This window comes from Bacillus sp. AFS053548 (genome assembly GCF_002575105.1).
In the GTDB taxonomy this organism is placed as follows: Bacteria; Bacillota; Bacilli; order Bacillales; family Bacillaceae_G; genus Gottfriedia.
The window spans coordinates 1-26,635 of the sequence record NZ_NUHI01000042.1; the positions used below are offsets into that span (position 1 = coordinate 1).

Consider the following 26,635-nt stretch of genomic DNA (forward strand, 5'->3'; position numbering starts at 1 on the left):
CCTGCGGGGTCTCAGCCTTCCCGCATATCCCATAGGAGTCGAGCATCCCTCCATTCCAATCAACTAATACATCAAAAAAAGTTTACGATTAAAATCTAATTTAAACTCTTTTATTTAGTGTAACATGAACAGAATATTAATCAGTTTGAAAGACAATTGAGATTAAAATCAACTTATAAACTAATCATTAAATCTATTTATTTAAATTTTGCTCTTAATATTTTTAATTTCCAAAAAAAACAATTACTAAAGTTTGTTAGTATATTAAAATTCTTGAATCACTTTACATTTAAAATCGTTAGAAAATATAAAAAAATGAATTTTAACATCCATAATATTCTACTAATTTTTTCCCTATAGACCGTTTTATATTTCAACACTCTGAAAAAAGCTAACTGTATAAGTTAGCTTTTTGTGAATTCCCTTAATCTAAATATAAATTAATCTATAACTTCTATTCTCGCTCTAAATTTAATTCTCAGCAACCTTTGAAGGGTTATTTAGTTTATATTTAACTTCTTTGTTTAATTTCTTATCAACTACTTTTCCATCAAATTGATAAGATTTACCTACCTCTAATTCAGCTGCTTTTAAAGTTTTGCTCAATGAACACCAAGCATTTCCAATTACTAAATCCTGATCTCCTTTGACAGTTACGTTTTCCCAAATAATGATCTCTTCTTCGCTATCATTGAAATGATTATATTTTGTACTAAATTCTTTAACGGTACCGTTAAAATGTGATTTATCAGTTGGTAATGTAATTGAAACTTCCTCTTTCTTTTCTACTTTTTTCTTTGTAGTTGTTTTAGAAGAACTTTCTTTCGACTTTGGTACTGTTTCTGATTCTGTTTTCTTATCTTCACTGTTCTTCGGATCACTTTCACCAACTGTGTATACTTTCTTAAAGCTTGGGGATTGCATTTCTTTTAAATAAGCAGGATGAATACATGTTAAATTGCCATCTTCAAATTCAATAATAATTGTATGATACTCATCCGTAACCCCATATGTTTCATAGCCAACAAGCTTTACATTTACTTGAAAGTCTTGACCTTTGAATAAAAAATCATGTTTTGGATTTTTATTAAATAATCCCCAAGATCGTCCTTTTTCTAAATAATCCTCATCAGACAGAAATTTTGTAAATTCTCCTTTTGGAGGTATATATTTTATTAACTCAGTTTTCTCATTTTGAACTATATTTTCTGTCATTTTATTTACTCCTTTGGTGAATCTTTTTTATTTCCAGATTTTAATAGTAGTTTTATTCGTTATATGTAGAAATTATAGTTTAGTTTGGAACTTTTTGTCCATCTTATAGTTAAAAGAAATAATTTTAGGCATATATTACGGTACGTGAAATTCTTAAGGTTGAATAGCTGTTTAAAAGTTTTATTAATAATCTCGAGTTTAAAGTTTTAAAATTGTTTTATATATAAACTACGGTAAGTGAAATTTCATTTACTCTTTTATGTAACTAAAATACAAAAAAACGCCGATTTTTTAACCGACGTTTTTAAAAACTAAAATTCCACTTTATCAAAATGATAACAATTTGTTAAATATGACGTATTTGAATTTACCACTAACTTTTGGCAATAGTCTTCTAATACTTTTGGTCCTGTAACAAATTTACTCATCGCAAATGTACCTTTTCGATATCGGTCTGTTCGATCCCTTGAACTATCAAATCGATAGTATATTAATTTTCCATTATATTGATATTCGGTAATCACTGGATCACCTTTTGAAGTAAATTCAACAAATCGAATAAAGTCAGGCTTCTTATTTTTTACATTATTAATAAATTTTTGAATCCGTTCATTATGGTTAGTAGTTCTTCCTATTATTAATATATCTCCATTTTTTAGCGCTTCTTCTTTACTATAGGATGCTGGGATTTTGTTAGTTGCTTTTTCTCCGTAATTCTCGATTTCTTTTTTTAACATTTCTTTTGTAAATACACTAGCTTCTGCCACCATAAAATGATCGAAGGAAAAACCAAGAAATATTAAAAGCATAAACGCTACTATTGATTTATACATTTTGCCCTCCAATATTACAATTAATAATATTGGTTAGTTTTTCCATTCAATTATAACTTATGCAGTTGAGAAAAAAATCCACCTTTGATTAGAAAGGTGGATTTTTATTTAGGAAGAGTAAGAGCTATTTGAACTTGAATGTCTGCGATGGTGGCGTCTGGAGGATGAAGAGTGTCTGTAATGATGCCTTGAAGATGAGTGATCATGACGTTTTTTATGTTTTCGGTGACGTCGATTTGAACTTCCAAATAAAGATTTAAAAAAGCCTAGTTGGAGAGTTTCTTCAAGAGAAAATCGTCCGACGTCAACAATTCGAACTTCGCCATCATTTGATAACATTAAATTATGATTATGTAAGTCGAATGCACTTAAACCTGCATTTTGTGCATCAAAGATTGCTTGATTAATCTCTGTTTCATATTGTTTTCGTAAATTTTTACTGTGTCCATCTAATTGATAAAAAGTTTCACCAAATATCCGATCACTTACCATAAAATCATCCGTAAATACATGTACTTTTGGATAGTATATACTTCGTTCGAGAAGGTGAAGTTTCACCCCGTCATCTCGACTTTTTCCATCTTCCTTAAATACTTTTATAACATAATTGTCTCTAGTGTAAACATCTCCATCTTTTCCACTTGCTAAGTATTCAAAATGATCTGCATGTTCACCAAATAAGGTAAAATCATGAATTTCTTGCAATAGTAATTGTTTCATTCTTAAGCTCCTTTCAACTTGAAAATATTCTAGGTGATCAAGATTAGAATTTTCTTTACAAATATATTCTTTAAAAACATTCTTTTTACCTACCAACCATTTGATTTACAAAAAAAGTTTTCTTTAGTGTAGTAATTTGTATTAGCTATGATTTTTGGGGATAATACCCTATTAACAGAGAAGATTGGCGATCAGTATCAATCGTAATACAAAAATGTGTTGAACAAAAAGGAGTTAGTAAATATGCATGAAATAATTATGAGCTTAATCGCAGGTTTAATTGTTGGAGTTGTATTTACTCTCATTAAATTACCAATTCCGGCACCACCTGTATTTTCAGCAATTTGTGGGATTATAGGTGTTTGGGGTGGCATGAAATTAGTTCAGCTATTTATATAAATAAAGCTTACTTTATTTAATGATATTTTTATATTGATTGGAAACAATAAGATTGCAAATTAGAAATTATTCTACGATTTTGTAGTTTGGAGGAAAATAAATGTCATATATTATCGCAATCATTGGCATTATCTTGATACTTATTATTTGTTGGCTAATGTCTAATGATAAAAAGCACATTAACTATAAAGCTGTTGCAATTATGTTAGTGGTTCAATTGATTTTAGCTTGGTTTATGCTAAAAACCTCAATTGGTAGAACAGTTTTACAAAAGATCGTCTCTTTCTTTAATAAAGTTTTATCTTTTGGTAATGAAGGTATTGCATTTGTATTCGGTGATTTATCGACAAAGGGTTATTTTTGGATAAACGTTTTAATGATGATCATATTCGTATCTTCATTATTATCAATTTTGACTTACACAAGAATACTACCGTTAGCAATTAAATATATCGGTGGAGCAGTTGCTAAAGTTACAGGATTACCAAAGATTGAGTCATTCGTTGCTGTAAATAGTATGGTATTTGGTGATACTACAGCAATTCTTTCTGTTAAAACTGAATTACATAAACTTACACCTAACCGATTATTTGTTGTCGTTACATCTTCGTTAGTAGCGGTATCATGTTCGATCTTAGGTGCATATATGCAAATGATTCCCCCTGAATATGTATTAGTTGCACTGCCAATCAACGTGTTCTCTGGTTTAATTCTTTCTTCAATGGCATGTCCTGTTACATCAGAACAAGATGAAGAAATTAATGTCAAAGAAATGATTAAAGAAAAGTCGTTATTTGAAGCCATCGGTAACGGTGCACTTGATGGTGGTAAAGTTGCCTTAATTGTTGGGGCAATGTTAATAACCTACATTGGTTTACTTGCTATGATTAATTTCGTATTCAATGCGATTATCGGAATGACATTTACTGAAATTTTAGGATATGTTTTTGCACCTGTTGCTTTCATTATGGGTATCCCAACAGATGAATTAGTACGTTCAGGATCAATAATGGGTACAAAAGTTGCTGCAAATGAGTTTGTTGCAATGCTTGATTTCCAAAAAATCATTCCTAATTTATCAACAAAAACTGTAGCAATCGTGTCATCATTCTTAGTATCTTTTGCTAACTTTTCATCAATTGGAATTATATATGGTGCAATTGCTGCGATTGATAAAAAACAATCAGAGCTTTTTGCTAAAATTGGTTTAAGAGTATTATTAGTTGCTACCCTAGGTTCAGTTTTAACAGGAACGATTGTAGGATTATTTGTAAGATAATATTTTAAACCATTAAAAATTACTTAAAACAAAACAGCAGAATCTTATTAAGTTTTCGGCTGTTTTGTTTATTTATCTTTATCAATTTCATGAATTAGTACTAATACCTAAAACTACTTTAATAAATAATTCACAAAAATTCTATTCATATAACAAATGTCTTTCCATTGGAAAGTTTAAGTAATCTTTATTCATCCTAAAAGTTCCATCTCTTATATCCACTTCCAATAGATTCATCATACTAATTCCGTATATCCAAGCTTGATCATTTTGCCTCTTCCCTACAACTAAATCACACTTTAGATACTCCGCCAGCTGCAAGTATAATTATGTCCCCTCTTTAAGGAATAGTGCATTTTGGGGCCATTTCAAAAATAGAGACATTACCCTTCTGTTTCTTAATAATCAAAACTATTTAAATAGAATTAGTACGGTACGTGAAATTACCACGAATTTAGAAAACATTTTAATATTTGTATTGTTAGTATTCATTTTGAAATAAATTGTTCAAATAATAACATATTAAACAAGCCAAAATCCCGTTAAAATAATCAAAGTAGAAATCTAATATTGTTATGACTGATTGATTATTTTTCTTTCATACTCAGATAATGAAATTACGTAACAATACAAGTTTTAAGGAGATTTAATTATGCAATTTGTTACAATACTCACCCTATTCTTATGTACCTTTTTCCCAATCTTACATATGATCAATGCTCTTCCAATCTTTTATAATCGTAAGAAACGAAAACAAAACATAATACAAACTAATAAAAGCATCAGCATACTCATACCATGCTTTAACGAAGAAAGCATTATCGAAACAGCTATTAAAGGGATTAATAGATTAGATTATTCAACAAAAGAAGTTATTTATATTAATGATGGATCTCAAGATGGAACCATGAAAATTTTACATAAACTTCTTCGTCTAACACCGGAAGATCGAAAAATATCAAATCAGTTAAAGAGTAATAAAATCAAAAACTTTTATAAATCGACTATTTACCCAAATGTATACGTAATAGACAAAGTAAATGGTGGAAAACATGACGCCTTAAACGCTGGAATCGAATACTCTAAAAATGAATTAGTCGTAACTTTAGATGCAGATAGTATTCTTGCAAACGATGCATTGCATATTCTGAATGAAGTTTTCCAAGATCCTGATGTATTAGCCGCAGGAGGAATGGTGCACCCCCTTCAAGGTGTTAGATTTAATCAAAAAAATATCGAGCGTACTTTATCGGTTAATCATGTCATTCGATTTCAAATTTTTGAATTCATAAAAGGATTCTATATTAATAGAGTTTCTCTTGCAAAATTCGATGCACTCTCCGTTATTTCTGGGGCATTTGGGGTTTTTAATAGAGATATTTTATTTAAAGTTGGTGGATATAGAAAGACTTTAGGAGAAGATATCGACATTACATTAAAATTTCAACAATACATTTTAAAAAATCCTGGCAAGAAAATGGTTTTTGTCCCCCATGCTGTATGTTATACGGAGTGTCCAGAAACCTGGAAGGATTTATTTAAACAAAGAATTCGTTGGCAAAAAGCATTTATTGACTGTGTCATTTATTATTTTCCAATGCTTATAAAGACCTTTTTATTTCGCACAGTTTCTTTCTTTATGCTAATCGATTCATTTATTTTAGGTACAGTTGCGATCTATTTTACGCTTTTTAATTTTGGCTATATGTTGTTTACAAATATAGGACATGCTCAAAATCTACTATTATTCTATCTGCTCGGAGTTGTATCTTTAAATTTTATTTATAGTATATTTGCTATGTATTTGGCTAATTATTATGGCGTTAAATTTAAAGGCAAAGAAAAGATCAGATTGACGATTACAATTATTTTAGACTTATTTGTCTATCGTTTTGTAACATTATTTTTTGTACTATTTGGTACTATTTCCTATTTTATAAACCGTAGTGATTGGAACAAAGTTTCACGATCCGGGAGAATTTATGAGTTAGAAAAGGATAAAGGAATGAAGAACGTTGGATAAAAAACTAATTATCGTATATGCTGTTCTAATTTCATCATTTTTGATAGCATATCCGTTTATGAAAAGTAGTGCATCTTATTTGTCAGAACCTAAACAACAAAATAATTTGCTGCAAACTACTAATTGTAAAAATTTGCAAAGTAAAGTTCAAACATCACAAGAAATTGAAAAAAACAAAAATAAAGCTAACATTATTTTTACAATGGACGATGGATGGGAAACACAATTTACGAAAGGTTTTAAAATCTTAAAGGATAATGATCTAAAAGGAAGTATTGCTGTCATTCCTTCGAAAATAGGAACTAAAGGATATATGTCATTACGTCAATTAAATACTTTATATCGTTCTGGTTGGGATTTGATGAATCATACAAATACACATCGACATTTAGCAAGTTTAAAAAAACAAGAGCAAAAAAGTGAATTAAACGATGCACGTGAATGGCTTGATCAACACTGTTTTACAAGAGCAAGTAATATCGCTGTTTATCCATATGGTTCCTTTAATCAAGATACTTTAAAAACCTTGCAGGAAGAACATTATCGAAGTGCTCGTACAATTAAGGATGGAATACAAACAAACAATATCAAAAAATATGAAGTTCGTACGATTAATTTACTTCCTAGTACAGACATTTCATGGGTTAAAGATCAAATTGACTTAGCAATTAAGACGAAACAATCAATTGTATTTACTAATCATCGATTTGAAAAAAAAGCTGATAAAGCTCAAATGAATTTTGATCCAGAAAAGTTTAAAATGATTGTTAATTATGTCGTAAGTAAAAAAGATGAACTAAACATTTTGACATATTCTGAATGGCTAGATTTAGAAGAGATTAATTAACTTTATAAATATTAATTTAAGCTGCTTTGGCAGCTTTTTTTCTTCTAAAATAATAATAAAGAGAGTGAGAGGTTAGTTATCTTACTTACCTCCCACTCTCCTATTATATAAATCTTAAATGAAATTAACTTACTTGAATATCAGATTCATTCATTTTCAAATTATTTAGTTTTGATTTATCTGTTACAAACTGGATGATTATACAGACGATAAGAACACCTAATAAAATTGCAGATGCGATTTGTGTACCATTCTCTAATCCTAATCCGCCTTTTTCTTGTGGTTTGATTAGGAAATCTCCAAATGTTGCTCCGAATGGTCGTGTCAGTACAAACGCTACCCAAAATAAAAATACTCTATTTAAATTTGTAAACCAGTATGCTAAAAGAATTAATAAAATTACCCCACCTGTAAGCATTGCCCCTTGTGCAATAGTTAGTCCTAATCCTTGTTCTAGGTAACTCCTTCCACCTGCTAATGTACCTACTCCTTCAGATTTATGAGATAAAAAATCACCTGCTGCAGTCCCTAATGTATTAGAAACAAGAATCGCAACCCAATATAAAACCTCTACTCTTTTCGTCGCAATATTTTTCACGTTTAACGTTGGCTCTGTAAAATACCAAAAAATAAAAATGATAGCAAGTAAACTTATTAGAATTAGTGAGCCTTTCATATAACCTAACCCTAATGAACGATCCATATAATCTGAAAACGCTGTACCTGCAAGACTAGTAGATAGAATAACAGTCCAATAGACAGTTGATACATATCTCTTTACAAACAATTGAATCGTTAAAAAGACAGCAAATACACCAACGAAAAACAGAAAAGGTGTTAAATAATTATCTTCTGTTCCAGGTACAGTCACTAAATCACTACCCGTTTCTCCTAGTGTAGTTGCAGCAATCTTCATGATCCAAAATAACAGTGTCAATTGTGGTATTTTACTAACTGACGACTTTAAAACTTTTTTGGCAGTTGACATTAAAATATCATTCCCTTTCATATGTAATTTAAATACAATTTATAATCCCATACAATTATGAAAGGAAAATGAAAATGGTAATTTTTTGAAAAATTTCTCCCAATTTTTTAAAAAATTATCAACTTAACACAACTTAAAATTATTAATAGATTTTTACCGATTTTTAAAAAGAAAATAATTCAAAGTCTATCCAGCAATTCCACCAATAAATCCCATTACTTTAGGCCAATCTATTAGACATTATAATATCTTGGCCATATAATACTCATCAAATCTTTTACCATCTATTATTAAAGAATTTATTTTTGTTCCTTCGATTTGATAACCCATCTTTTTATATAAACCTACTGCTACTTCATTCTGTTTTACAACAGTTAATTCTAATCTGAATATACTATGATTAATTGCCCATTCTTCTAATGCTTGAAATAATTTTGTCCCAAGTCCCTTCCCAGTAAATTCCTCTAAAATTCCAATGGCAAGATACACCGAATGTTTTTTCCTTTTTGCTGTACTCCCAATTGCAAACGCATATCCTACTAACCTGCCAGTAGTTTCTTCCGCAACAAATATGGTCGAATTTGGGGATTTTTCAATCACTTCTAACTGTTTTCGTTGTTTTTCAGTTGTGGTCTTCCTTTCCCCTGCTCCATACAGCATGAAATGTGCCTGGTTTTCAACTTCTATAATTAGTTTCGCAAAATTTTCTGCATCCTCTAGTTTGATTTCTCTAATGTTCACTGTTTACCCACCTTATTTTATGATTTTTAGATTCTAATCATTTTTGATAGACGAATAGCTTTGATTGTTTAATTATTCTCGTAAAGGTTTGTTCGTACGAATAGCTCTTTTATATTCGATGTGGTGGTATTGAATCCCTTTATTTAATTGAACTGAAACCATACTAAAAAAATGTTCGATATTTTGGTCACAACTCATGTAAAAAAGGAGCCGATAATCCGACTCCTTTGAAATTCCAAAATAATTTTTTTAAAAAAATCTATTATTTATATATATTAAAATTAAATCGTTTTATTTAGGAATTTTGCTAATGCCTCCACAATCAAATTATGATCTTCCTCTTGTGCTAAGCCTGAAACAGTAATGACGCCAATTACGCCCGATCCTTTAATTTTAATAGGAAATGCCCCACCATGTGCTGCAAACTCATAAGGACTGGCTGAGTAAAATTCATTATATGATCTATTTTTCATTTCATTGTAAAGCCTCATATAATAAGAGCTACAATGATGACGGAGAACAATATTTGATTTTCGATTGATCCATAAATCTTGGTCTGGTGATGTATGATCCATTGCATAATGGAAAATACTTTGACCGTTTTTCAAAATATTTATAGCAACTGGTTTATCTAAATCTTTAGCAGCTTCAATAATTAACAAACCAATTTCTAAAGCATCTTTATTTGAAAAACTATTAAAGACTAGATTTTCTTCTTGTTTTCTTACCTCTTCAAGTTTTTGTTGAATAGTTTTCTCTTCCATACAACCTCCAATTAAAGATAAATCACTTTCTTTTCATCACTACTTTTAAGTGCTGCTTCAATGATTTTAATAACAGACAAGCCTTCTATACCTGTAACGGGAGCATTGGTACCATTTAAAATACTATCAGCAATTTTCTTGTAATATGTTGTATACGAACCTGGTATTGTTTCAATGGTTTCTTCCATTTCTTTTTCGCCGTCAACAGTATAGAGCTTTCCATATAATTGCGGTTCATCCATACCCCATGCTTGTTCAGTAGGTTTTTTACCTTCTTTTAGTGCGGCTTCTTGTCCATCTATTCCATACTTAATAAAGCTCCCTTTGTTTCCATGTACTTGAAAACGTGGTCCGTTACTTGGGATGATGGAACCAGAATGTAAAATTACACGTAGTTTGTCATATCCTAAAATGATATGGAAATAATCATCTTTTTCTGCATTTTCTCTTTGTGCAAATACATCCGCTGAGATGAATTGAGGCTGCCCAAAAAGGCTTAAAGCTTGATCAATTAAATGCGAACCTAAATCATATAACATGCCAGAACCAGGACCTTGTTTTTCTCTCCATCGATTCCTTATTTCTGGTCTATATCGGTCAAAATGAACTTGATATGTATTGATTTCTCCTAATACACCTTCATTTATTAACTTTTTAACTGTTAAAAAGTCATTATCCCATCTTCTATTATGATATACACTTAGTACTCGATTCTTTTCTTCAGCAATCTTAATTAGCTCTTCTGCTTCCCATGTTTCCACGACCATCGGTTTTTCTAAAATGACATGTTTACCAGCTTCTAAACTTTTTTTAGCCATTTCATAATGCATACTACTTGGCGTAGTAATGACAACTAAGTCAATCAATTCATCTTTTAGTACCTCATCTAAACTACTTACTACCTCTACATCTCCTAAATCTCTTTTTACATCTTCCTTTTTTGAACTAACAACTTTTGTTAATTCAAATTCTTCTAGAACACTTATAAAAGGTGCATGGAACGTAGCTCCTGAAAAACCAAATCCAATTAAACCAACCTTAATTTTTTTCACCCGAAATCCTCTCCCTTTCCTCTTCTTCTAAACTAATTAAATGAATATTAAATTCAATGATTTTTCTTTTAAATTCTTCATCTGGATCTTTGTCTGTAATAATGATGTCTATTCCCTTAATATCACATACCTTATGCAGAAAAACTTTTTCGAACTTTGTAAGATCTGCCAATAAAACTACTTGTTTTGCACAACTAATCATTTTTTTCTTTAAAAACGCTTCCTCTTCATCAGGTGAAGTTATTCCTTCTGCGCTAATTCCACAAGCACCTAGAAATAGCTGATCAACTTTGTAATCATTAAGTGTTTCAATTGTCCTAGGTCCAACTAAATTTCTATTTTTCCGATTAAATTTTCCTGGTAGCATAAAGGTTTGAATTTCTTCATACTCACCTAATAAATCAACTATATCAATTGAATTTGTAATCACATTAACTTGTTTACCTGACATAAATTTTGACATGAGTGCACAAGTTGAAGATGTATCCATTAATAAGTCACTAGTTTCACGAATAAGTACTGATGCTCTTTGCGCAATTTTCTCCTTGCCTTCAGTTGCATTTCGTTCTTTATAATCGGTTAAATTTCGATTAGATGTTGGAAGTGTTGCTCCACCCTTTATTCGCATAATTTCCCCGCGTTCTTCAAGTTTGACGAGATCCCTTCTTGCTGTATCCTTTGAAACGCTTAGCATTGTACATATTTCTTCTAAAGTAATCTCATTATTTGAAGCCAAATAATTTATGATCAAAGATAATCTTTGTTCTTGATACATCGCTTAGAGCCCCTTTATCTATTCCCTTAAGATTGAATTCTAAAGCTATTATATATAATTAATTTAAGTATTTCCACAAAAAAACTTAAAAAACTTAATTTAATTACGTTTTTTAAGCAGACTAACGGATTATATGTAACAAAAAATAAAAAAAGACGGTATTAAACTTTACCGTCTTTAAAAACTGTTTATAAAAATTTAATTTGGTGGAAAAGATGATTTTTCCCATTCCATTCGATAATAAATTCTTCAATCCCTAAAACTGCAGTTTCTGGTTTTGACACTTGATGATCAATCCATTTCTTAAGTTTAGGTAATACATCATTATGAAATTGAGATTTGGCCTTCTCTGGATAAATAGTTTGGGAGACTGGATAGAAATAAATTCTAATATCCTTGTCTCTATTACAAGTAACAGAAGCTACAACAGTACCGCTGATTTGTGGTGGTCTTGCACAACGATTATCAAATTCAAACTTTCTTGTTAGGCCAAATATAACACTGGCCTCTTCTTTACTAGGAAGATTCAACTTTATTTGTTTTCTATTTGCAGCATATGTTTCAACTTTATTGAGATTTCTAAAAAAAACGATCTTCAATTTTGCACCTCCTAATAATAGCCACAACAAATAACATTTTCTACTTCATTTAATTTATGCCCCTACTAATAATCATATTGACCTACTTTGAAATAATCACAATAAAAAAAATCGACAAAAATGTCGATACTGTTCAAAGCTATTAAACTATTTGAGTTATGCTTGAATTTAGATAGTAAAAAATTATTTAATATAGTAAACTAGTCCTCCAATACAAATTAAAAAAATGCCTATAACTCCTGACCAGATGGAGAATTGATCTTTATTTAAGTGCCCTAACTTAAAAATATCATCTTTCACTACTCTTTGTTGTTCTGGAGCTTGAAACGCACCTATGAGTATTCCAGAAATAAGTATAAAAATTGCACCTATAATAAAACAAATTTTCACCAAATTTAATCCACTCTCCTTTATGAATTATATTCAAAGGAGGAGTACCAAAACCCTTTATTATTTTATCACTTATCTAAACGAATCAACTACTAATCTCCAAAGAAAATTTCCTATTAACAACGACAATCCAAGATAAAGTACAAAAATGAGAAGTACTACTAGGAACCTTTTAATCTTATTCAGCATAGTAATCCCCCATTATGTAAATTTAGTGTCAAAATAAGTAAATTTATATAATTTTATACTGTTAATAGGGAGAAAGAACTTATTTAGAGAATATTTTCATTTTAAAATTGGATTAAATTATGACGATTAATTAAAAATACTTATTATAACCAATTTTAAATCCATTTTTCATTTTTAATTACTAAAATATAAGTTATATAGATTGAAATAATAAAATTAAAATAACCTCTCTAAAAGAGAGGTTATTTATCAGCTTTAAGGTTATACACCGGTTTCATGAAGAAATCGATTTCAATCTGTTCAGTAATATTTTCTAATATTAATTTAGGCTTTTTATATACCATTGGTGATTCATCGATTGTATGTTTGTTAACAGAGGTTGTATATACGCCCTTCATTGCTTTTTGATAAACATCTAAGTCGACTTTATAGACTGCGTCTGTTCGGCTCATTATTCGACCTGCTCCGTGTGGTGCTGAATAATTGTAGTCACTCGAACTTTTGCCTTTTCCTACAACACATCCATATGCCATATTAAATGGGATGATTATTTCTTCACCCTCACTGGCTGAAATTGCGCCTTTTCTTAGAATATTGTTTTGAAGGTCGATATAATTATGTACCGATTCAATTTTTTTAATCGAATCAAAATCGAGTTTAAAATATTTTTCAATGATGATTTTAGCAATCGTTTCTCTATTTAACGAGGCGAAATGTTGGGCAATTGATAGATCTCTTAAATATGCATCTTTGTCTTCCTGTTTAGATAAATATTCGAATCCTTTATAATTTTCTCCGAATAATTGTTTCATATTTTCTTTAGCGACGTTCATATGATGTTTTGCAATTTCAAATCCAAAATTTCTTGAACCTGTGTGGATTACAAGCCAAAAATGATTATTTTCATCTTTATCAATTTCTATAAAATGATTTCCGGAACCTAGCGTTGCAATACTGTTCATTACATACATATAGTTCAGATTAAGTCTCTCAATCGCTTCTGCAATCTCTACCGGCTCAATTACTGGTTCCTCATGAATATTTGAACCAATCGGGATATTTTTTCGGATGAACTTATCAAGTTTTTCACTCTTAATTGATTTCATACGCCCTAGATGGTATGCACTAACGCCACATCCAATATCTACACCGACGATCGAAGGAATAATAAAATCATTCAAAGTCATCGTAAAACCTACAATGACGCCTCCACTAGATATATGGCAGTCTGGCATGACAACAATGTTTGAATTTGCAAAGCATTCAGTATCCAAGATTGTTTTTAATCGTGTAATGACATTTGTATCAACATAATCAAGTAGTATTTTTCCATTATTGTGTTTTCCATTAAATTCTAACATGCGTGATCCTCACTTGTGTTTTTCTTTCATAAAGTCCCATCCACGTAACAATGGAACAAACTTAGAAATATTATATCATCTCTTATTATACGATTCGTTAATTTCCTGAAAAATAAAAGAATCGTCAACTTCATTCACCATATTCAAATAATCCATTTTTTAGTAGAATAGCAAACTTTCTCTCCTTATTTACATTCAGTATCACTAAACAAAATATTAGAAGTGTACTAACATTAATTCCATATTCTTTTCACTTTAACTAATGATTTACCTTCAAAGGTTAATTTATAAATATCCGGCATAGCAAGTTCATTCCAAAAATTGAAATCATATTTTTGATCAAAATAATTCATAATTAGTACCATCAAATTGCCATGTGTACCAATAACAATGTTTTTACCAGAATAATTTACTAATAATTTGTTTATTGCTTCTATTCCTCTTTTTTGAGCCGTATAATTTGACTCTCCACCATTTAACGAACGCTTAAAGTCCATCCAAACTTCTCTTATTTCTTTTTCAAAATCCCCAACAGGCTCTAGTGATAGGAGTCGCTCTTTAAAATCTTCCTCTATAATAATGTCTAAATTTGATGATTTGGCTATCTCTTGAACTGTTTGAATTGCACGTTTATATGGACTTGAAATTACGTAGTCAATCTTTTCATTTATTAGTAGTTTAGTAACATTAATTGCATCAGTAAATCCTCTTTTAGATAAAGGTCGGCCCAATTCATCAGGAGTATAAGTTGAATGCGCATGTCTTACTAAGTATAAGTTCGTTATCATTTGGCACCACTCCCTTTATAAAATTTTTTACCTACTATAAAATTCGACATTTTTTTAACATTTCCTTGTACTGTCTTCAGTCATTAATAACTCTTTATATCCATGGGTTTAATTGAATTTCTTTCCTTTACCATTTCCTCTTTTTCTACATCTTCTAGATTTAATATTTTTTGACAAAAAAATATGCTAACATAAAAAACATTTTATAAAAGTATAGTTTTGAATAATTCAACTTAAACTAAACAAAAAAATTACACAAGGTTTGGTGTAAATAGATGAAAAAAATATGTATTATTACTATTTTGAGCACAATCATTTTTTTTAGTTCTTTGCAATTAGCGCTAGCAGAAAAGTTGAATGAAGTTTCTGCAACACTTACAGTCCAAGTAGGAACAACAGCTGACTCCTCAGGAGAATCTGGTCAACCGATTAAAGGCGCTAGGGTTATTGTGATCAATTCATTAGGAAAAGTTATAGGTACTAAATTAACAGATTCAAATGGCATTGCAAAAATAAATGTATCAGTGAAGAAGGATCCCCTTTTTCCGAAGAAGCAAATGGGAGAGGTTACTTTAATCACTGTAGCAAACGGATATAATGAACAAATCGATTTTAGTGTACCTATAAATGAATTCAATGACCATACGGCTAAAGACTCGGTGTCACTATGGAAGGTGGATCCAAAAAGAAGAAATGAACTACGTTTTACCAATTGTTCGTATCATCGGTTAACCGTTTATGAAATGTTAGATGATTATGCAAAGCAAGTCGGATTAACGAGACAAAAAATAATGGTGGATGCAGGAGCAGAGCCGCCTTGGGGTCCAAAATTGAAAAAATAATAGGAGATTAAACAAATTCAAAGTTATTTATAGTTCGTTATTAAAACCAAAAAATAGACTGTTTCAAATTAACAGTCTATTTTAAACTTAGATCCATTCAACAATTCTCAATGTTAAAACATACTTCAAACAAGAACTAAATCTGTATAACAAAATCTAGTTTCTCCAGTATAAACATCAGCAGTTAGCTTCTTTTCTCCAATGCCAAACTGAATGGGATTATTAAAAATAGGACCATCAAATACAAATGAATGGTATTCTCCATTCTCACCACAAGGATCAACCTCTTTTGGAAGTTCCTTGATTAAATGATAATCTATTTCTTTACCAGAATATTCTTCTGATAATCTTGTTAAATCAACACATGTAATAATCGTTTTATAGCCTAAGGAAATAAAGCGTTCAATCACATTTGTCGTACCTTCACCCCATAAAGGAAAAATTGGATTAATACCTAATGGTTTAAGCATGTCCTCTCGATACTTTCGTATGTCTTCAAGAAATAAATCTCCAAATGCAATATTTTCAATCCCTTGTTCCTTTAGCTCTAAATTAACCTTAGTCATAATTTCTTGATATTTTTGATTAGAACAATTGTCCGGTATCCAAATTTTCTTTAATGGTAGACCGATTGAATTTGCTTGTGCCTCCAATAATTCAACCCTTACTCCATGAATGCTCGTACGATTAAACCCTTCAGTTACTGATGCGATTAGTACGACTACTTCAAATTCATCAGAATGCAAAAGATCATGCAGTGCCAAAGTTGAATCTTTACCACTAAAAGATACTGCTATTTTTTTCTTATTAATTGGGATTACCACCTTTTTTTATATACATTCTATTAATTAAAATCTTTAAGTCTCCTATTTGACCTAGATTCCATCATCTTCCATAAAAAATTATAGCATTTTTCAATTAATTAATATTCATTTAAATAATATAAAGCCGGTAATATGATTAATCTTCAAAAATAGATAATAAATTTTTATAAAATGGCTAATAAATAACGAAGAATGTTTCACTGAAAAATAAAATTGACATACAACCATAAGGTGTTATAATTTAAATAACACCTTATGGTTGTATAAATTATTTATAGGAGGCAACAAGAATGGACAAGCAAGGTCAAGAAATGTTTTTAAATTTCATTTTACAAAGAGTTCAAGAAGGTAAAGAAGATGAAGCAAGGGAAATTCTTTTAGAAAACTTCAGAAAACAAGATGAAGGTACTTTTTCATTAGAAGAAGTTCAACAATTTGTTCCTAAGATGATTACTTTATTAAAGCCTGATAAACTTGAAGAAGTTAAAGCAGTTGTAATGCAATTCGCTGGAAATTTTGGTAAATAAAGTGAAAAAAACTCTGTCTATCAGAGTTTTTTACTTTATTTTACATTTTATTAAATACTTCCCACCAAATAGCTCCCTTAGCCTTTTCCCTTTCAATCAATCCCTCTACTTCTCTAAATGACGTTCAAAAATAAAAAATGAATAAAGTCTATACATTATTGCAATCAGAGCTAAAATTGACAAATAAATCATCGAGTGGTCATCAATAAAAAATGACGCAATACAAATCGCAAATGCTAGAAATGTTAGAAAGTTCCCAGAGAAACCATTAATTGGTTGATTGTTAAGAAAAAGTGTTTTGGCACCTTTTAAATCTTTTGCATAACAATCTTCATGATAAGGAACGACTTGTAAAAACATCGTAGCAGTAACGAGATCTCCTCTGATCCTTATTTCCTTTAAACATCGATCGCAATGGACAGTTTTAGCCAAATAAGTCACCCCATACTTTTTAATTCAACATTAAACAATAATTCTATTTTTTTTTGATCGATTCCTAGTAAACTATGAACTTTTTATCAAATAAAAAAAAAGAACCATCATGGATCTTTTTTATTTCTTTATATCGAAAAAAAGATATGAAACCACCCTTCTTGTTTTTCTTGCTAATTTGCCGTTGGATCATTTATACCCAATTCCGGATAAAATTTTGTTAAAAATTCATTTAAAATAACCTTGTGACTTTTAACAATATTATTTGGTAGTTCATTTGGATAAAAGAATTCAAATTTAATAGATTCCGAATCATTAACACTTATAGTCCCTTTATATTCTTCTGTATAATAAGCAACCGTAACTACGAAAAATTCATCTCCGTTTTCAGCTTTAACGAAGTTTTGTGGTCCTGAATAAACATTTATTAAATTCAAATGATCTACTATTAGCCCCGTTTCTTCAGTAACTTCCCTCTTGGCTACATCTTCTGTAGATTCCCCTAACTCCATTAGTCCACCTGGTATTCCCCAATAGCCATTTGGAAATTTTCTAAGTTGTAATAATAATCTACCGGATTGGTCAATGATGATTTTAACTGAGCCTACAAATATTAATGGTCTATGTCCAACAATACTCCTTAACTCTTCTATATATCCCATTTTTACGCCCCCTTTTTATTACTATATCTTACCTAGAATACTTTCAGCTAGATTCCCTAAATGCTATTTTCAAATTTTGTATTTATTTTCCTTGAATAGAAATACTTGGAAATAATCAAACTAACTTTTAGTTTATATCTTGAATTTAGAAATTGGAGGGATTAAATTGTCTTCAAAAAAAACAGAGAGAGAACAAGATCATAATTTAAACGGAACTTTCATCAGTGTCCTTGTACTTGGTGTTTTTATTTTAATTTTATGGTTTAGCTTCTATGCTTTTTATTTACATCGCTAGTAAGGAGGATGTTCATGCATCTACATAAATTTGAAAAAATATGGCTAACATTTGGAATGATTTCATTAATTGTTTTTTTAGTAATTATCGGTATTACAGCCTTTCGTTCACATCTTCAGCCAGCAGGCGGGATGAACACGGTAAATCCTCAAACCGTTGAAAAAACTGCACCATTTAGTCATCCAGGTGTGTATCAAAAAGATGATGGTACATTCGAAGTCGTAATACTAGCAAAAACATTTGCTTATGCACCGAGCAAATTAAAAGTACCTGTTGGTAAGAAGGTGCGCTTTGTTTTAACTAGTACCGATGTGACACACAGTTTTTCAATCGTTAATACAAATGTCAATATGATGGCTGTTCCAGGACAAATTAATACGAAGGAATATTCCTTTAAAAAACCAGGAAATTATTTAATTTTATGTAATGAATATTGTGGAACGGGTCATTCATTTATGCAAACTACTATCGAGGCGGTGAAATAATGAATGAAATGATAGGAAGACCAGATCGTAAACTAGCTTTAACACATATTGTAGTGGCGTATATTGCTTTTTTAATAGGTACATTTACTGGCCTTATGCAGGTCTTTGTGCGAAATAATGCACTTGAACTTCCAAAATGGCTTGATTACTATCAAATTCTAACAGCTCATGGAGTTCTGCTTGCACTTGTCTTTACTACATATTTTATATTTGGTTTCTTAATTACAGGAATGAGTAAAACACTAGGTGATTTTGGAGCTAAAGTACAGACATTTATTTGGTTAGGTTTTATTGTAATGACGATTGGAACAATACTTGCAGTGTTAGAAATATTATCAGGTCAAGCCTCTGTTTTATACACATTCTATGCCCCATTGCAGGCTAATGCTTGGTTTTATGTTGCTTTAGCACTTTTTGTAGTTGGTACATGGATCAGTGGATTTGCATTAGTTGGACATTATGTTGCTTGGAAAAAGAATAATAAAGGTAAAATAAGTCCTCTAATCGCTTTTATGACTGTAGCAACAATCGTATTATGGGTTATTGCTAGTCTAGGAGTAGCTGCGACAGTTCTATTTCAATTCATTCCGTGGTCTTTCGGTTGGGTAGACACAATCAACGTTGAATTAAGTCGATCACTTTTTTGGTTTTTCGGTCACCCACTTGTTTATTTTTGGTTACTCCCTGCTTATATAGGTTGGTATGCAATTATGCCAAAAATAGTTGGTGGAGAAGTATTTAGTGACTCTCTTGCACGACTTGCTTTTATCTTATTTCTTTTGTTCTCTATACCAGTCGGTTTTCATCATCAACTTCAAGAACCCGGTATCTCAACCTTTTGGAAATTTTTACAGACTGTATTAACTTTTATGGTCATTATACCATCATTAATGACGGCTTTCTCTATGTTTGCAGTGTTTGAGATTTCTGGAAGAAAAAAAGGTGCGAAAGGTTTATTTGGTTGGATTTTTAAATTACCATGGAAAGATGTTCGGTTTACATCACTTTTCATTGCCATGTTATTTTTCGCTCCAGGTGGTGCAGGTGGAATCATCAATGCAAGCTATCAATTAGATGAAATCGTTCATAACACACTTTGGATTGTTGGACATTTCCATATTACAGTAGGTACACCTGTTGCAATGACATTTTTCGGATTAACCTTTTGGCTTATTCCTTATTTAACAGGAAAGAAACTTACAAATGCATTCCAAAAATTAGCGTTTATACAGATTTTCACATGGGCAATCGGGATGTTTTTAATGTCGACTACAATGCATATTCTCGGAATTTATGGTGCTCCTAGAAGAACCTCATATACTGATTATATGGGTCATCCTGCAGCCGCTAAATGGTTTTCTGGGATATTCACAAATCATGTAACAGTTGCGGTTGGTGGATCAATTTTGTTCTTATCTGCTTTATTATTAATTTTCATCGTCCTACAAGCGTTATTTACTTTACCAACTGCGAATTCGAAAGAAGAAACAGTTGAATTCCCAGTTGCCGAAAGTAATACCGAAAACACACCTCGTATATTGGAAAATTGGTGGCTGTGGATTGGTGTATCCATTGTATTAATTGCAATTGCTTATACAATTCCTTTATCACATATGATGCATCAACATCATCCGACTGGCTCGGAAGGCTTCAAAACTTGGTAGGAGTGAATTAATTTGTTCATATTTACATTTTCGTTAATTTTGGTATGCGTTATCAGTATCGTTATTCTTGTTGATTTAACGACTAAAGAAGAATAATAAAAGAAAAAATCCCCCCTGAATATAATTATATAATAAAAAGAAACAACCTATTTCGAATTTGATTTGATCTAAGATTGTTTCTTTTTTGTTTTATTTTAAAAAAATGGAAATTAAGCTACTTTTTTATTTCCATTATATTTAGCATTTGAATTTTTTTTATTTTTTGCTTCCGAACTAGAAACCCAATAAGCTGCTCCTACAAATAAACTACCGCCAATAATGTTTCCAATTGTAACTGGTACAAGATTCGAAATCATTCCGGCTAATGTTACTGTTTCTGGGTGTTTAATTAATAATGAAATCGATAATAATGTCATGTTTGCAATACTATGCTCAAAACCTGAGGTAATGAACGCAAACAGACACCAAAATACCATAATTAATTTCCCTGTCTCAGATTTCATTTTAAATGAACACCACAGTGCTAAACAAACAAGTATATTACACAGAATTCCACTAACTAGTAATTCCATAAATGGTGCATTCATTTTTGCTGCGGCTGCATTATTAATAAATTCTGCCACTCCACCATTAGCTAGCCCTGAGTATGCAAATAATAACGCCACTAATACTGATCCAAGTAAATTTCCTAGATAACTATAGCCCCATACTTTCGTAGTGTCAATCCAATTAACCTTTTTTTCTAACATACCTATAGACATAATCATATTATTTCCAGTAAATAAATCTGCTCCTGCCATAATGACTAAACTTAAGGCAATTCCAAATGAAACACCCATAATAATTTTCGTACCAGCAAAACCAGTAGGTGCGAGTATTCCACCGATTGTAAAGATTAATATGATACCTAGTCCTACAAAAAATCCTGCCATCATTGTAGGGACCATATATCTAGATTTACTTGATTTAATTTGGTTTGTCTTCGAGATAGCTACATTTCCAATTGAATTAATAACTTCTTTCAAATTGATCACCCTATATTTAGATTTTACCCTTTTCTTGTATCCGCTCTATAAGTGCTTGACTCATTAATTCATCAAATTGTAAATTCCCACAAAGATAAAATTTTTCATTTTCGATTGAAATCCGTCTCTTAATTTTTTCAAGAAGTAATCCTGTAAATAATAAATATGGCATAACATAAATACTTTGAAATTCTTTACTCATATTATTAATGGTATCTTCTAATCTTGGATTACCCGCAGTTAAAAAAGCTGTGCGAACAGGGACATTAATTCGCGCCTCAACAGCATTTCCAATTTGTTTAAGCATTTCGATCGGCTCGGGGTCACTACTTCCACGACCTACTAATATAATTGCAGCATTACTAGTTCCACATGCTGCTTGGACACGTTTTAGAACAAGCTGAATCATTTTTTTATGAATACCAAATGGCTCAGTTATCGTAATATTTACATGTCGAAATCGTTTTAAAATAATATTGAATTCGTCTGGAATATCGCGTTTATAATGTCCCGCTGCAAATAATAATACTGGTACAACTAATATATTTATCGCACCTTCTACGATAATTTTTTCCAAACTTTGTTGAATAGTTGGATCAACTAATTCTAAAAACGCATATTCTTGGACTTGAATAGGAATTTCTTTGATTACAGATTGAATAAAGTGTATAAATTGTTGATTACCTTCTTGCCTACGACTTCCGTGACCAATATATACAACAGCATCAAACATTTTTTCACTTCCAATCACCTAGCATTAATTCCGTTTGTAATTCTTCGTCAATTTTAGTAAACCCGCATTTAAAAGCATATTCCCTAACCGACTCACCAATATATGCAAATGGTAAATTCATTAAATGACTTTCTTTAGTATTCTTTAATTCTTTTATAAACCAATCAACAGATGAACAATTTGGAAAAATAATTGATTCCCATTTTGTTTCTTCAAGCATTCTTTGATTGATTACATCAAATCGAGAATCTGCAATATTTTCATGTGTGGCTATAAATTGTGAGTTTGTTGGTAATTTCGTATATTTGTCTACCGATCCTATAAATACTGTGTGGTTCTTACCGCCACTGTCCTTCTCAGCCAAAATTCCATACTTCTCAAGTTCTTTGTTTGTTTTCGGCGATATATACTCAATTCTATTTGGAAGTCTACGAACATCGAATTTTAATTTATACATTTTAGTAAAAAATAATTTTACACTTTCTGGTGAACAAAAGACGATTCTTTCATGGCTTAGTGCATCCACTACCTGAATATGCTCAATAGGAAGTTGAACTGATTTAAGTGTTGGAAAAGCGTAAACCTCAGCTCCGTTTTCTGATAAAAACGTTTCTAATCCATTCTTTTCTACTGATGCTGTTCCTTTAGCTAATAAAATTTTTCTACCAAAATATTTTTTCTTTTCAAACCAAAAAATCTTCGAGCGTAATTTGACAACATCTCCAATAATTGTCATTGCTGGATTTGTAATTTCTTCTTTCTCAATAACTGAAACAATTGTTTCAATTGTTCCTTCAACGACTTTTTGTTTTCCAAATGTACCCCACTGAATAACAGCTACTGGAGTATCCTTAGATTTACCATTCTTTATTAGGTGTGTACATATTTTAGGGAGATTACTTACCCCCATATAATAAGCAAGTGTGTCCCCTAACTGATCAGAACAATTCGATTCAATAATACCTTCATTTCCCATACATTTATGGCCTGTTCTTAAGGTGAAACTTGTACTATATTCTCTATGTGTAACTGGGATTCCAGCATATGCTGCTGTAGCAATGCTAGATGTAATTCCAGGAATAATTTCAAAAGGTATATCATGCTTTGAAGCTTCCTCTGCTTCTTCACCTACTCGACCGAAAACAGATGGGTCTCCGCCTTTTAATCTAACGACATATTTCCCGTCTTTGGAGAAAGTTACTAAAGTTTGATTAATCATTTCTTGACGCATAGTATGTCTGTTAGGAAGCTTCCCACAGTAAATGAATTCACAATTATCATCCGCTTCTCGAAGTAGCCTTGGATTAGCAAGTCGATCATATAAAATGACTTCTGCTTCTCGAATACATTTCAATCCTTTTTCTGTTATTAACCCTAAATCCCCAGGTCCAGCACCAACAAATGAAATAAATCCAGATTTTTTTGTCATAAATCACACCGTAATATAAACAGAACCGTCGATTACTTCGGTTATATATGTTTTTACAATGCCATCATCAGGTTTTTGAACTTCACCAGTTATTAATGAAATTTTCCAGTCACGTAGAGGACAGAACACATATTCACCTGACACAATCCCTTCGGCAAGTGGTCCATTAGTCCCTGGACATATACTTTCGATTGCACGAACATCTTCATTTGATAATCGGAATAATGCGATTGATTCCCCTTTTACAACTACTTCCTTTCCAATTTGTATTGGTAAAGATGCTAGGTCAATAATCTTAATTTTCTCCGTTGTTGAAATCATTTTATTGCTCCTCTCTAGTTTAAAATTACTTTCTGATAATCTCGTATAGTTCTAATTGATTAGTAAGCGCTTGGCCCCATGCTTCTTCATATGTTGATTTTGCTTGGTCAAATTTCTCTACTAAAGCATTTTGTTGTTCCTTGTTTAACAATACTTTTCTAATCGTTTCCACTCCAGTTCGCTCTACCCATGGAGCAGTTCGTTCCCCGTATACACCCGTTTCACGATAATATTGAACATAAGCTTTTGCCATGTGGACTACTTCTTCTTCTGTTGTCAGAGTCGTTAATAAATCGCATTCTCGGACTTCTGTTCCACCATTACCACCTATATAAAGCTGGAAGCCATTTTCCACACAAATTACTCCAAAGTCTTTAGTAAGCACTTCTGCGCAATTTCGAGGACATCCTGTAACACCCATTTTCATCTTATGTGGAGTGTCAACCATTTCGATTGCTTTCTCTAATTGGATTCCTAAGCCTAGAGAATCTTGCGTTCCAAATCGACAAAATCGATTGCCGACGCACGACTTAACATTTCTAAGCGACTTAGAATAAGCATAACCCGAACGCATCCCTAATTCTTTCCAAACTTTCGGTACATCTTCTTTTTTAACACCATACAAACCAACACGGCTCGCACCAGTAACTTTAACTAAAGGTACGTTGAATTTATTTGCTACTTCACCAAGTTTAATTAATTCATCACCAGTCGTTACTCCCCCATACATTCGCGGTACAATTGAGAATGACCCATCTTTTTGGATATTCCCTTCCATTCGTTCATTGACGAAACGTGATGATTTATCATCCTGATAATCATTTGGATGCATCATTCTTAAATAATAATTTAGAGCTGGACGGCATTTTGAACAACCTTCTTCATTTTCAAATCCTAATACAATTCGAACCTCTCTAGGAGTTTGTAATCCTTTTTCTTCGATTTCATTAATAACTTCATCACGAGATAATGTTGTACATCCACACATACCAGGCTTTGTGGCATTGGGATCAAATGTATCACCTAATGTAACTGCTAAAATACTTTCAACCATTCCTTTACACTTTCCACATGATGCGCCAGCCTTTGTGCAACTTTTCACATCTTCAAACGTAGTAAGCTCTTGTTCTAAAATTGATTGAACGATTGTTCCTTTCGTGACGCCATTACATCCACAAACTGTATCATTAGCACTCATAGTAAGAACAAAATCTTCACCGGAGTCCTCTCCTGATTTATGGAGAATAGAAGCACTTGTATATTCCTTTATATTTATTTCATTTTTCAACATGTTGAATAATCGATTTCCATCCGATGCGTCACCATATAAAACTACTCCAACAACTTTTTCATCTTTCACAATTACTTTTTTGTATAGTCCGGCAAATTGGTCATTTACAATGATTGCTTGCATATCTTCTCCTTCATGGATTAATCCACCAGAGAATAAATCACAACCAGATACTTTTAACTGAGTTGATAAAATACTTCCTTTATATCCGTTCGTTGAATTACCAGTCATATGCTCTGCAAGCACAATCCCTTGTTCGTACAGCGGTGCTACTAAACCATAGGTAGTTCCGTTATGTTCGACGCATTCACCTACTGCATAAATTGATGGTTCAGATGTTTGCATAAAATCGTTAACTACTATTGCACGGTTAGCATTGATTCCTGCTTCTTTTGCTAAAGAAATATTAGGTCTAATTCCTACTGCCATTACGACTAAATCACAATCTAATGAAGTTCCATCTGAGAAACTTATTCCTTCTAAACGATTTGTTCCATTTATTGAAATCGTTTGTTTCTCCATTAAGAAATTCATGCCCTGTGCTTCTAAATCTTTTTTTAACATTTTCGCAGCAGTTGCATCTAATTGTTGTTCCATTAAAGTAGGTAGTAGGTGAACAACATGAACTTCCATTCCTCGGTCAATTAAGCCTCTTGCTGCTTCTAAACCTAATAGGCCTCCCCCAATTACTACGGCTTTTTTATATTTTTTTGCATAATCTATCATTAATTCAGTATTTTGAATTGTTCGGAAACCGATAACTCCTTGAAGATCATTTCCTGGTATAGGTAGGATAAAGGCACTAGATCCAGTAGCTAAAATAAGCTCATCATATGAAATCGTTTTTCCTTTTTCTGTTTCGACTTTTTTTTCTGCAGGAGAGATTTTTGACACTTTTTCGTTTGTAAGGAGAGTAATATTATTTTCTATATACCAGTTCCAATCATTTATATTGATTTCATCGAAGGTTGTTTTTCCTTGCAATACATTTGATAACATGATCCTGTTATAGTTTGGATAAGGTTCATCACCTATTATTGTGATTTCAAATAAATCTTTATTTCTTTTTAAAATCTCTTCTATACATCGAACTCCTGCCATTCCATTTCCAATCATCAATAATTTTCTTTTCATCTCTACTG

At 31.4% G+C, this 26,635-nt stretch carries 28 protein-coding genes; 8 read left to right on the plus strand and 20 right to left on the minus strand.

What is annotated here, in order from left to right:
• Window positions 1-471 precede the first annotated feature (471 nt).
• From CN946_RS20070 to CN946_RS20080, 3 genes are all read right to left on the minus strand, one after another.
• Window positions 472-1,215 carry a hypothetical protein gene (locus CN946_RS20070; protein WP_098862714.1) on the minus strand — a complete coding sequence of 248 codons (744 nt, stop codon included), beginning with the start codon at window positions 1,213-1,215 and terminating at the stop codon, window positions 472-474.
• 311 nt (window positions 1,216-1,526) lie between these two features.
• Window positions 1,527-2,048 carry a DUF4362 domain-containing protein gene (locus tag CN946_RS20075; RefSeq protein WP_098862715.1) on the minus strand — a complete coding sequence of 174 codons (522 nt, stop codon included), beginning with the start codon at window positions 2,046-2,048 and terminating at the stop codon, window positions 1,527-1,529.
• A 108-nt stretch (window positions 2,049-2,156) separates the two neighbouring features.
• The gene (locus CN946_RS20080; protein WP_098862716.1) at window positions 2,157-2,768 is read right to left on the minus strand and encodes a hypothetical protein; all 612 of its coding nucleotides are present in this window, start codon (window positions 2,766-2,768) and stop codon (window positions 2,157-2,159) included.
• 243 nt (window positions 2,769-3,011) lie between these two features.
• On the opposite strand from CN946_RS20080, the gene CN946_RS20085 reads away from it, so the two are divergent.
• The 4 genes from CN946_RS20085 to CN946_RS20105 all read left to right on the plus strand — a co-directional run bounded on the left by CN946_RS20085 (window position 3,012) and on the right by CN946_RS20105 (window position 7,316).
• Window positions 3,012-3,167: a XapX domain-containing protein gene (locus CN946_RS20085; RefSeq protein ID WP_025671048.1), complete on the plus strand. Its 156-nt coding sequence runs from the start codon at window positions 3,012-3,014 to the stop codon at window positions 3,165-3,167.
• Between the two features lie 100 nt (window positions 3,168-3,267).
• A complete protein-coding gene (locus CN946_RS20090) occupies window positions 3,268-4,446 on the plus strand; it encodes a NupC/NupG family nucleoside CNT transporter (protein WP_098862717.1) in 1,179 nt (392 codons plus the stop codon).
• A 652-nt stretch (window positions 4,447-5,098) separates the two neighbouring features.
• Window positions 5,099-6,469 carry a glycosyltransferase family 2 protein gene (locus tag CN946_RS20100; protein WP_098862719.1) on the plus strand — a complete coding sequence of 457 codons (1,371 nt, stop codon included), beginning with the start codon at window positions 5,099-5,101 and terminating at the stop codon, window positions 6,467-6,469.
• A complete protein-coding gene (locus CN946_RS20105) occupies window positions 6,462-7,316 on the plus strand; it encodes a polysaccharide deacetylase family protein (RefSeq protein ID WP_098862720.1) in 855 nt (284 codons plus the stop codon). Before CN946_RS20100 ends, CN946_RS20105 begins: the two co-directional genes overlap by 8 nt.
• A gap of 124 nt (window positions 7,317-7,440) precedes the next feature.
• On the opposite strand, the gene CN946_RS20110 is transcribed toward CN946_RS20105, so the two are convergent.
• From CN946_RS20110 to CN946_RS20150, 9 genes are all read right to left on the minus strand, one after another.
• Window positions 7,441-8,304 (minus strand): COG4705 family protein, encoded by an 864-nt coding sequence (locus CN946_RS20110; protein ID WP_098862721.1) that lies wholly within the window; start codon window positions 8,302-8,304, stop codon window positions 7,441-7,443.
• A gap of 240 nt (window positions 8,305-8,544) precedes the next feature.
• A complete protein-coding gene (locus tag CN946_RS20115; protein ID WP_098862722.1) occupies window positions 8,545-9,045 on the minus strand; it encodes a GNAT family N-acetyltransferase in 501 nt (166 codons plus the stop codon).
• Window positions 9,046-9,326: 281 nt separating this feature from the next.
• Entirely contained in the window at window positions 9,327-9,809 is a 483-nt protein-coding gene (locus CN946_RS20120) for a heme-degrading domain-containing protein (RefSeq protein WP_098862723.1), read from the minus strand.
• A gap of 11 nt (window positions 9,810-9,820) precedes the next feature.
• Window positions 9,821-10,861 (minus strand): oxidoreductase, encoded by a 1,041-nt coding sequence (locus CN946_RS20125; RefSeq protein WP_098862724.1) that lies wholly within the window; start codon window positions 10,859-10,861, stop codon window positions 9,821-9,823.
• The gene (locus tag CN946_RS20130; RefSeq protein WP_098862725.1) at window positions 10,848-11,636 is read right to left on the minus strand and encodes a DeoR/GlpR family DNA-binding transcription regulator; all 789 of its coding nucleotides are present in this window, start codon (window positions 11,634-11,636) and stop codon (window positions 10,848-10,850) included. The genes CN946_RS20125 and CN946_RS20130 overlap by 14 nt, the downstream gene beginning before the upstream one ends.
• Window positions 11,637-11,824: 188 nt before the next feature.
• Window positions 11,825-12,235, minus strand: a complete 411-nt coding sequence (locus CN946_RS20135; protein WP_098429108.1) for a hypothetical protein — start codon at window positions 12,233-12,235, stop codon at window positions 11,825-11,827.
• A 183-nt stretch (window positions 12,236-12,418) separates the two neighbouring features.
• Complete coding sequence (locus tag CN946_RS20140; RefSeq protein ID WP_098862726.1) at window positions 12,419-12,628, minus strand: hypothetical protein; 210 nt, start codon at window positions 12,626-12,628, stop codon at window positions 12,419-12,421.
• 428 nt (window positions 12,629-13,056) lie between these two features.
• Entirely contained in the window at window positions 13,057-14,175 is a 1,119-nt protein-coding gene (locus CN946_RS20145) for an RtcB family protein (protein WP_098862727.1), read from the minus strand.
• Between the two features lie 233 nt (window positions 14,176-14,408).
• Entirely contained in the window at window positions 14,409-14,960 is a 552-nt protein-coding gene (locus CN946_RS20150) for a histidine phosphatase family protein (protein WP_141546952.1), read from the minus strand.
• 278 nt (window positions 14,961-15,238) lie between these two features.
• On the opposite strand from CN946_RS20150, the gene CN946_RS20155 reads away from it, so the two are divergent.
• Window positions 15,239-15,805 carry a hypothetical protein gene (locus tag CN946_RS20155; RefSeq protein ID WP_098862729.1) on the plus strand — a complete coding sequence of 189 codons (567 nt, stop codon included), beginning with the start codon at window positions 15,239-15,241 and terminating at the stop codon, window positions 15,803-15,805.
• A 125-nt stretch (window positions 15,806-15,930) separates the two neighbouring features.
• Here the strand turns inward: CN946_RS20155 and CN946_RS20160 are convergent, their stop codons facing one another.
• Window positions 15,931-16,629, minus strand: coding sequence for a Dph6-related ATP pyrophosphatase (locus CN946_RS20160; protein WP_098862730.1), 699 nt, complete (start codon window positions 16,627-16,629; stop codon window positions 15,931-15,933).
• 290 nt (window positions 16,630-16,919) lie between these two features.
• Here CN946_RS20160 and CN946_RS20165 point away from each other — a divergent pair, with 290 nt between their 5' ends.
• The gene (locus CN946_RS20165; RefSeq protein WP_069032177.1) at window positions 16,920-17,156 is read left to right on the plus strand and encodes a hypothetical protein; all 237 of its coding nucleotides are present in this window, start codon (window positions 16,920-16,922) and stop codon (window positions 17,154-17,156) included.
• A gap of 105 nt (window positions 17,157-17,261) precedes the next feature.
• On the opposite strand, the gene CN946_RS20170 is transcribed toward CN946_RS20165, so the two are convergent.
• Both CN946_RS20170 and CN946_RS20175 read right to left on the minus strand, forming a co-directional pair.
• Complete coding sequence (locus CN946_RS20170) at window positions 17,262-17,588, minus strand: hypothetical protein (RefSeq protein ID WP_141546948.1); 327 nt, start codon at window positions 17,586-17,588, stop codon at window positions 17,262-17,264.
• A gap of 173 nt (window positions 17,589-17,761) precedes the next feature.
• On the minus strand, window positions 17,762-18,250 hold the full coding sequence (locus CN946_RS20175) for an NUDIX hydrolase (RefSeq protein ID WP_098862732.1): 489 nt from the start codon (window positions 18,248-18,250) through the stop codon (window positions 17,762-17,764).
• Window positions 18,251-18,559: 309 nt separating this feature from the next.
• On the opposite strand from CN946_RS20175, the gene CN946_RS20180 reads away from it, so the two are divergent.
• Window positions 18,560-19,030: a cytochrome c oxidase subunit II gene (locus tag CN946_RS20180; protein WP_098862733.1), complete on the plus strand. Its 471-nt coding sequence runs from the start codon at window positions 18,560-18,562 to the stop codon at window positions 19,028-19,030.
• A gap of 8 nt (window positions 19,031-19,038) precedes the next feature.
• On the plus strand, window positions 19,039-20,694 hold the full coding sequence (locus CN946_RS20185; RefSeq protein ID WP_098862790.1) for a b(o/a)3-type cytochrome-c oxidase subunit 1: 1,656 nt from the start codon (window positions 19,039-19,041) through the stop codon (window positions 20,692-20,694).
• 209 nt (window positions 20,695-20,903) lie between these two features.
• On the opposite strand, the gene CN946_RS20190 is transcribed toward CN946_RS20185, so the two are convergent.
• The 5 genes from CN946_RS20190 to nirB are packed head-to-tail and all read right to left on the minus strand — an operon-like array spanning window position 20,904 to window position 26,627.
• A complete protein-coding gene (locus CN946_RS20190; RefSeq protein WP_098862734.1) occupies window positions 20,904-21,719 on the minus strand; it encodes a formate/nitrite transporter family protein in 816 nt (271 codons plus the stop codon).
• A gap of 16 nt (window positions 21,720-21,735) precedes the next feature.
• A complete protein-coding gene (locus CN946_RS20195) occupies window positions 21,736-22,452 on the minus strand; it encodes a sirohydrochlorin chelatase (protein ID WP_098862735.1) in 717 nt (238 codons plus the stop codon).
• Between the two features lie 4 nt (window positions 22,453-22,456).
• Entirely contained in the window at window positions 22,457-23,881 is a 1,425-nt protein-coding gene (gene cobA / locus CN946_RS20200; protein ID WP_098862736.1) for a uroporphyrinogen-III C-methyltransferase, read from the minus strand.
• Between the two features lie 3 nt (window positions 23,882-23,884).
• Window positions 23,885-24,202, minus strand: coding sequence for a nitrite reductase small subunit NirD (gene nirD / locus CN946_RS20205; RefSeq protein ID WP_098862737.1), 318 nt, complete (start codon window positions 24,200-24,202; stop codon window positions 23,885-23,887).
• A 25-nt stretch (window positions 24,203-24,227) separates the two neighbouring features.
• Window positions 24,228-26,627, minus strand: coding sequence for a nitrite reductase large subunit NirB (nirB, locus tag CN946_RS20210; RefSeq protein ID WP_098862738.1), 2,400 nt, complete (start codon window positions 26,625-26,627; stop codon window positions 24,228-24,230).
• Between the last annotated feature and the right edge of the window lie 8 nt (window positions 26,628-26,635).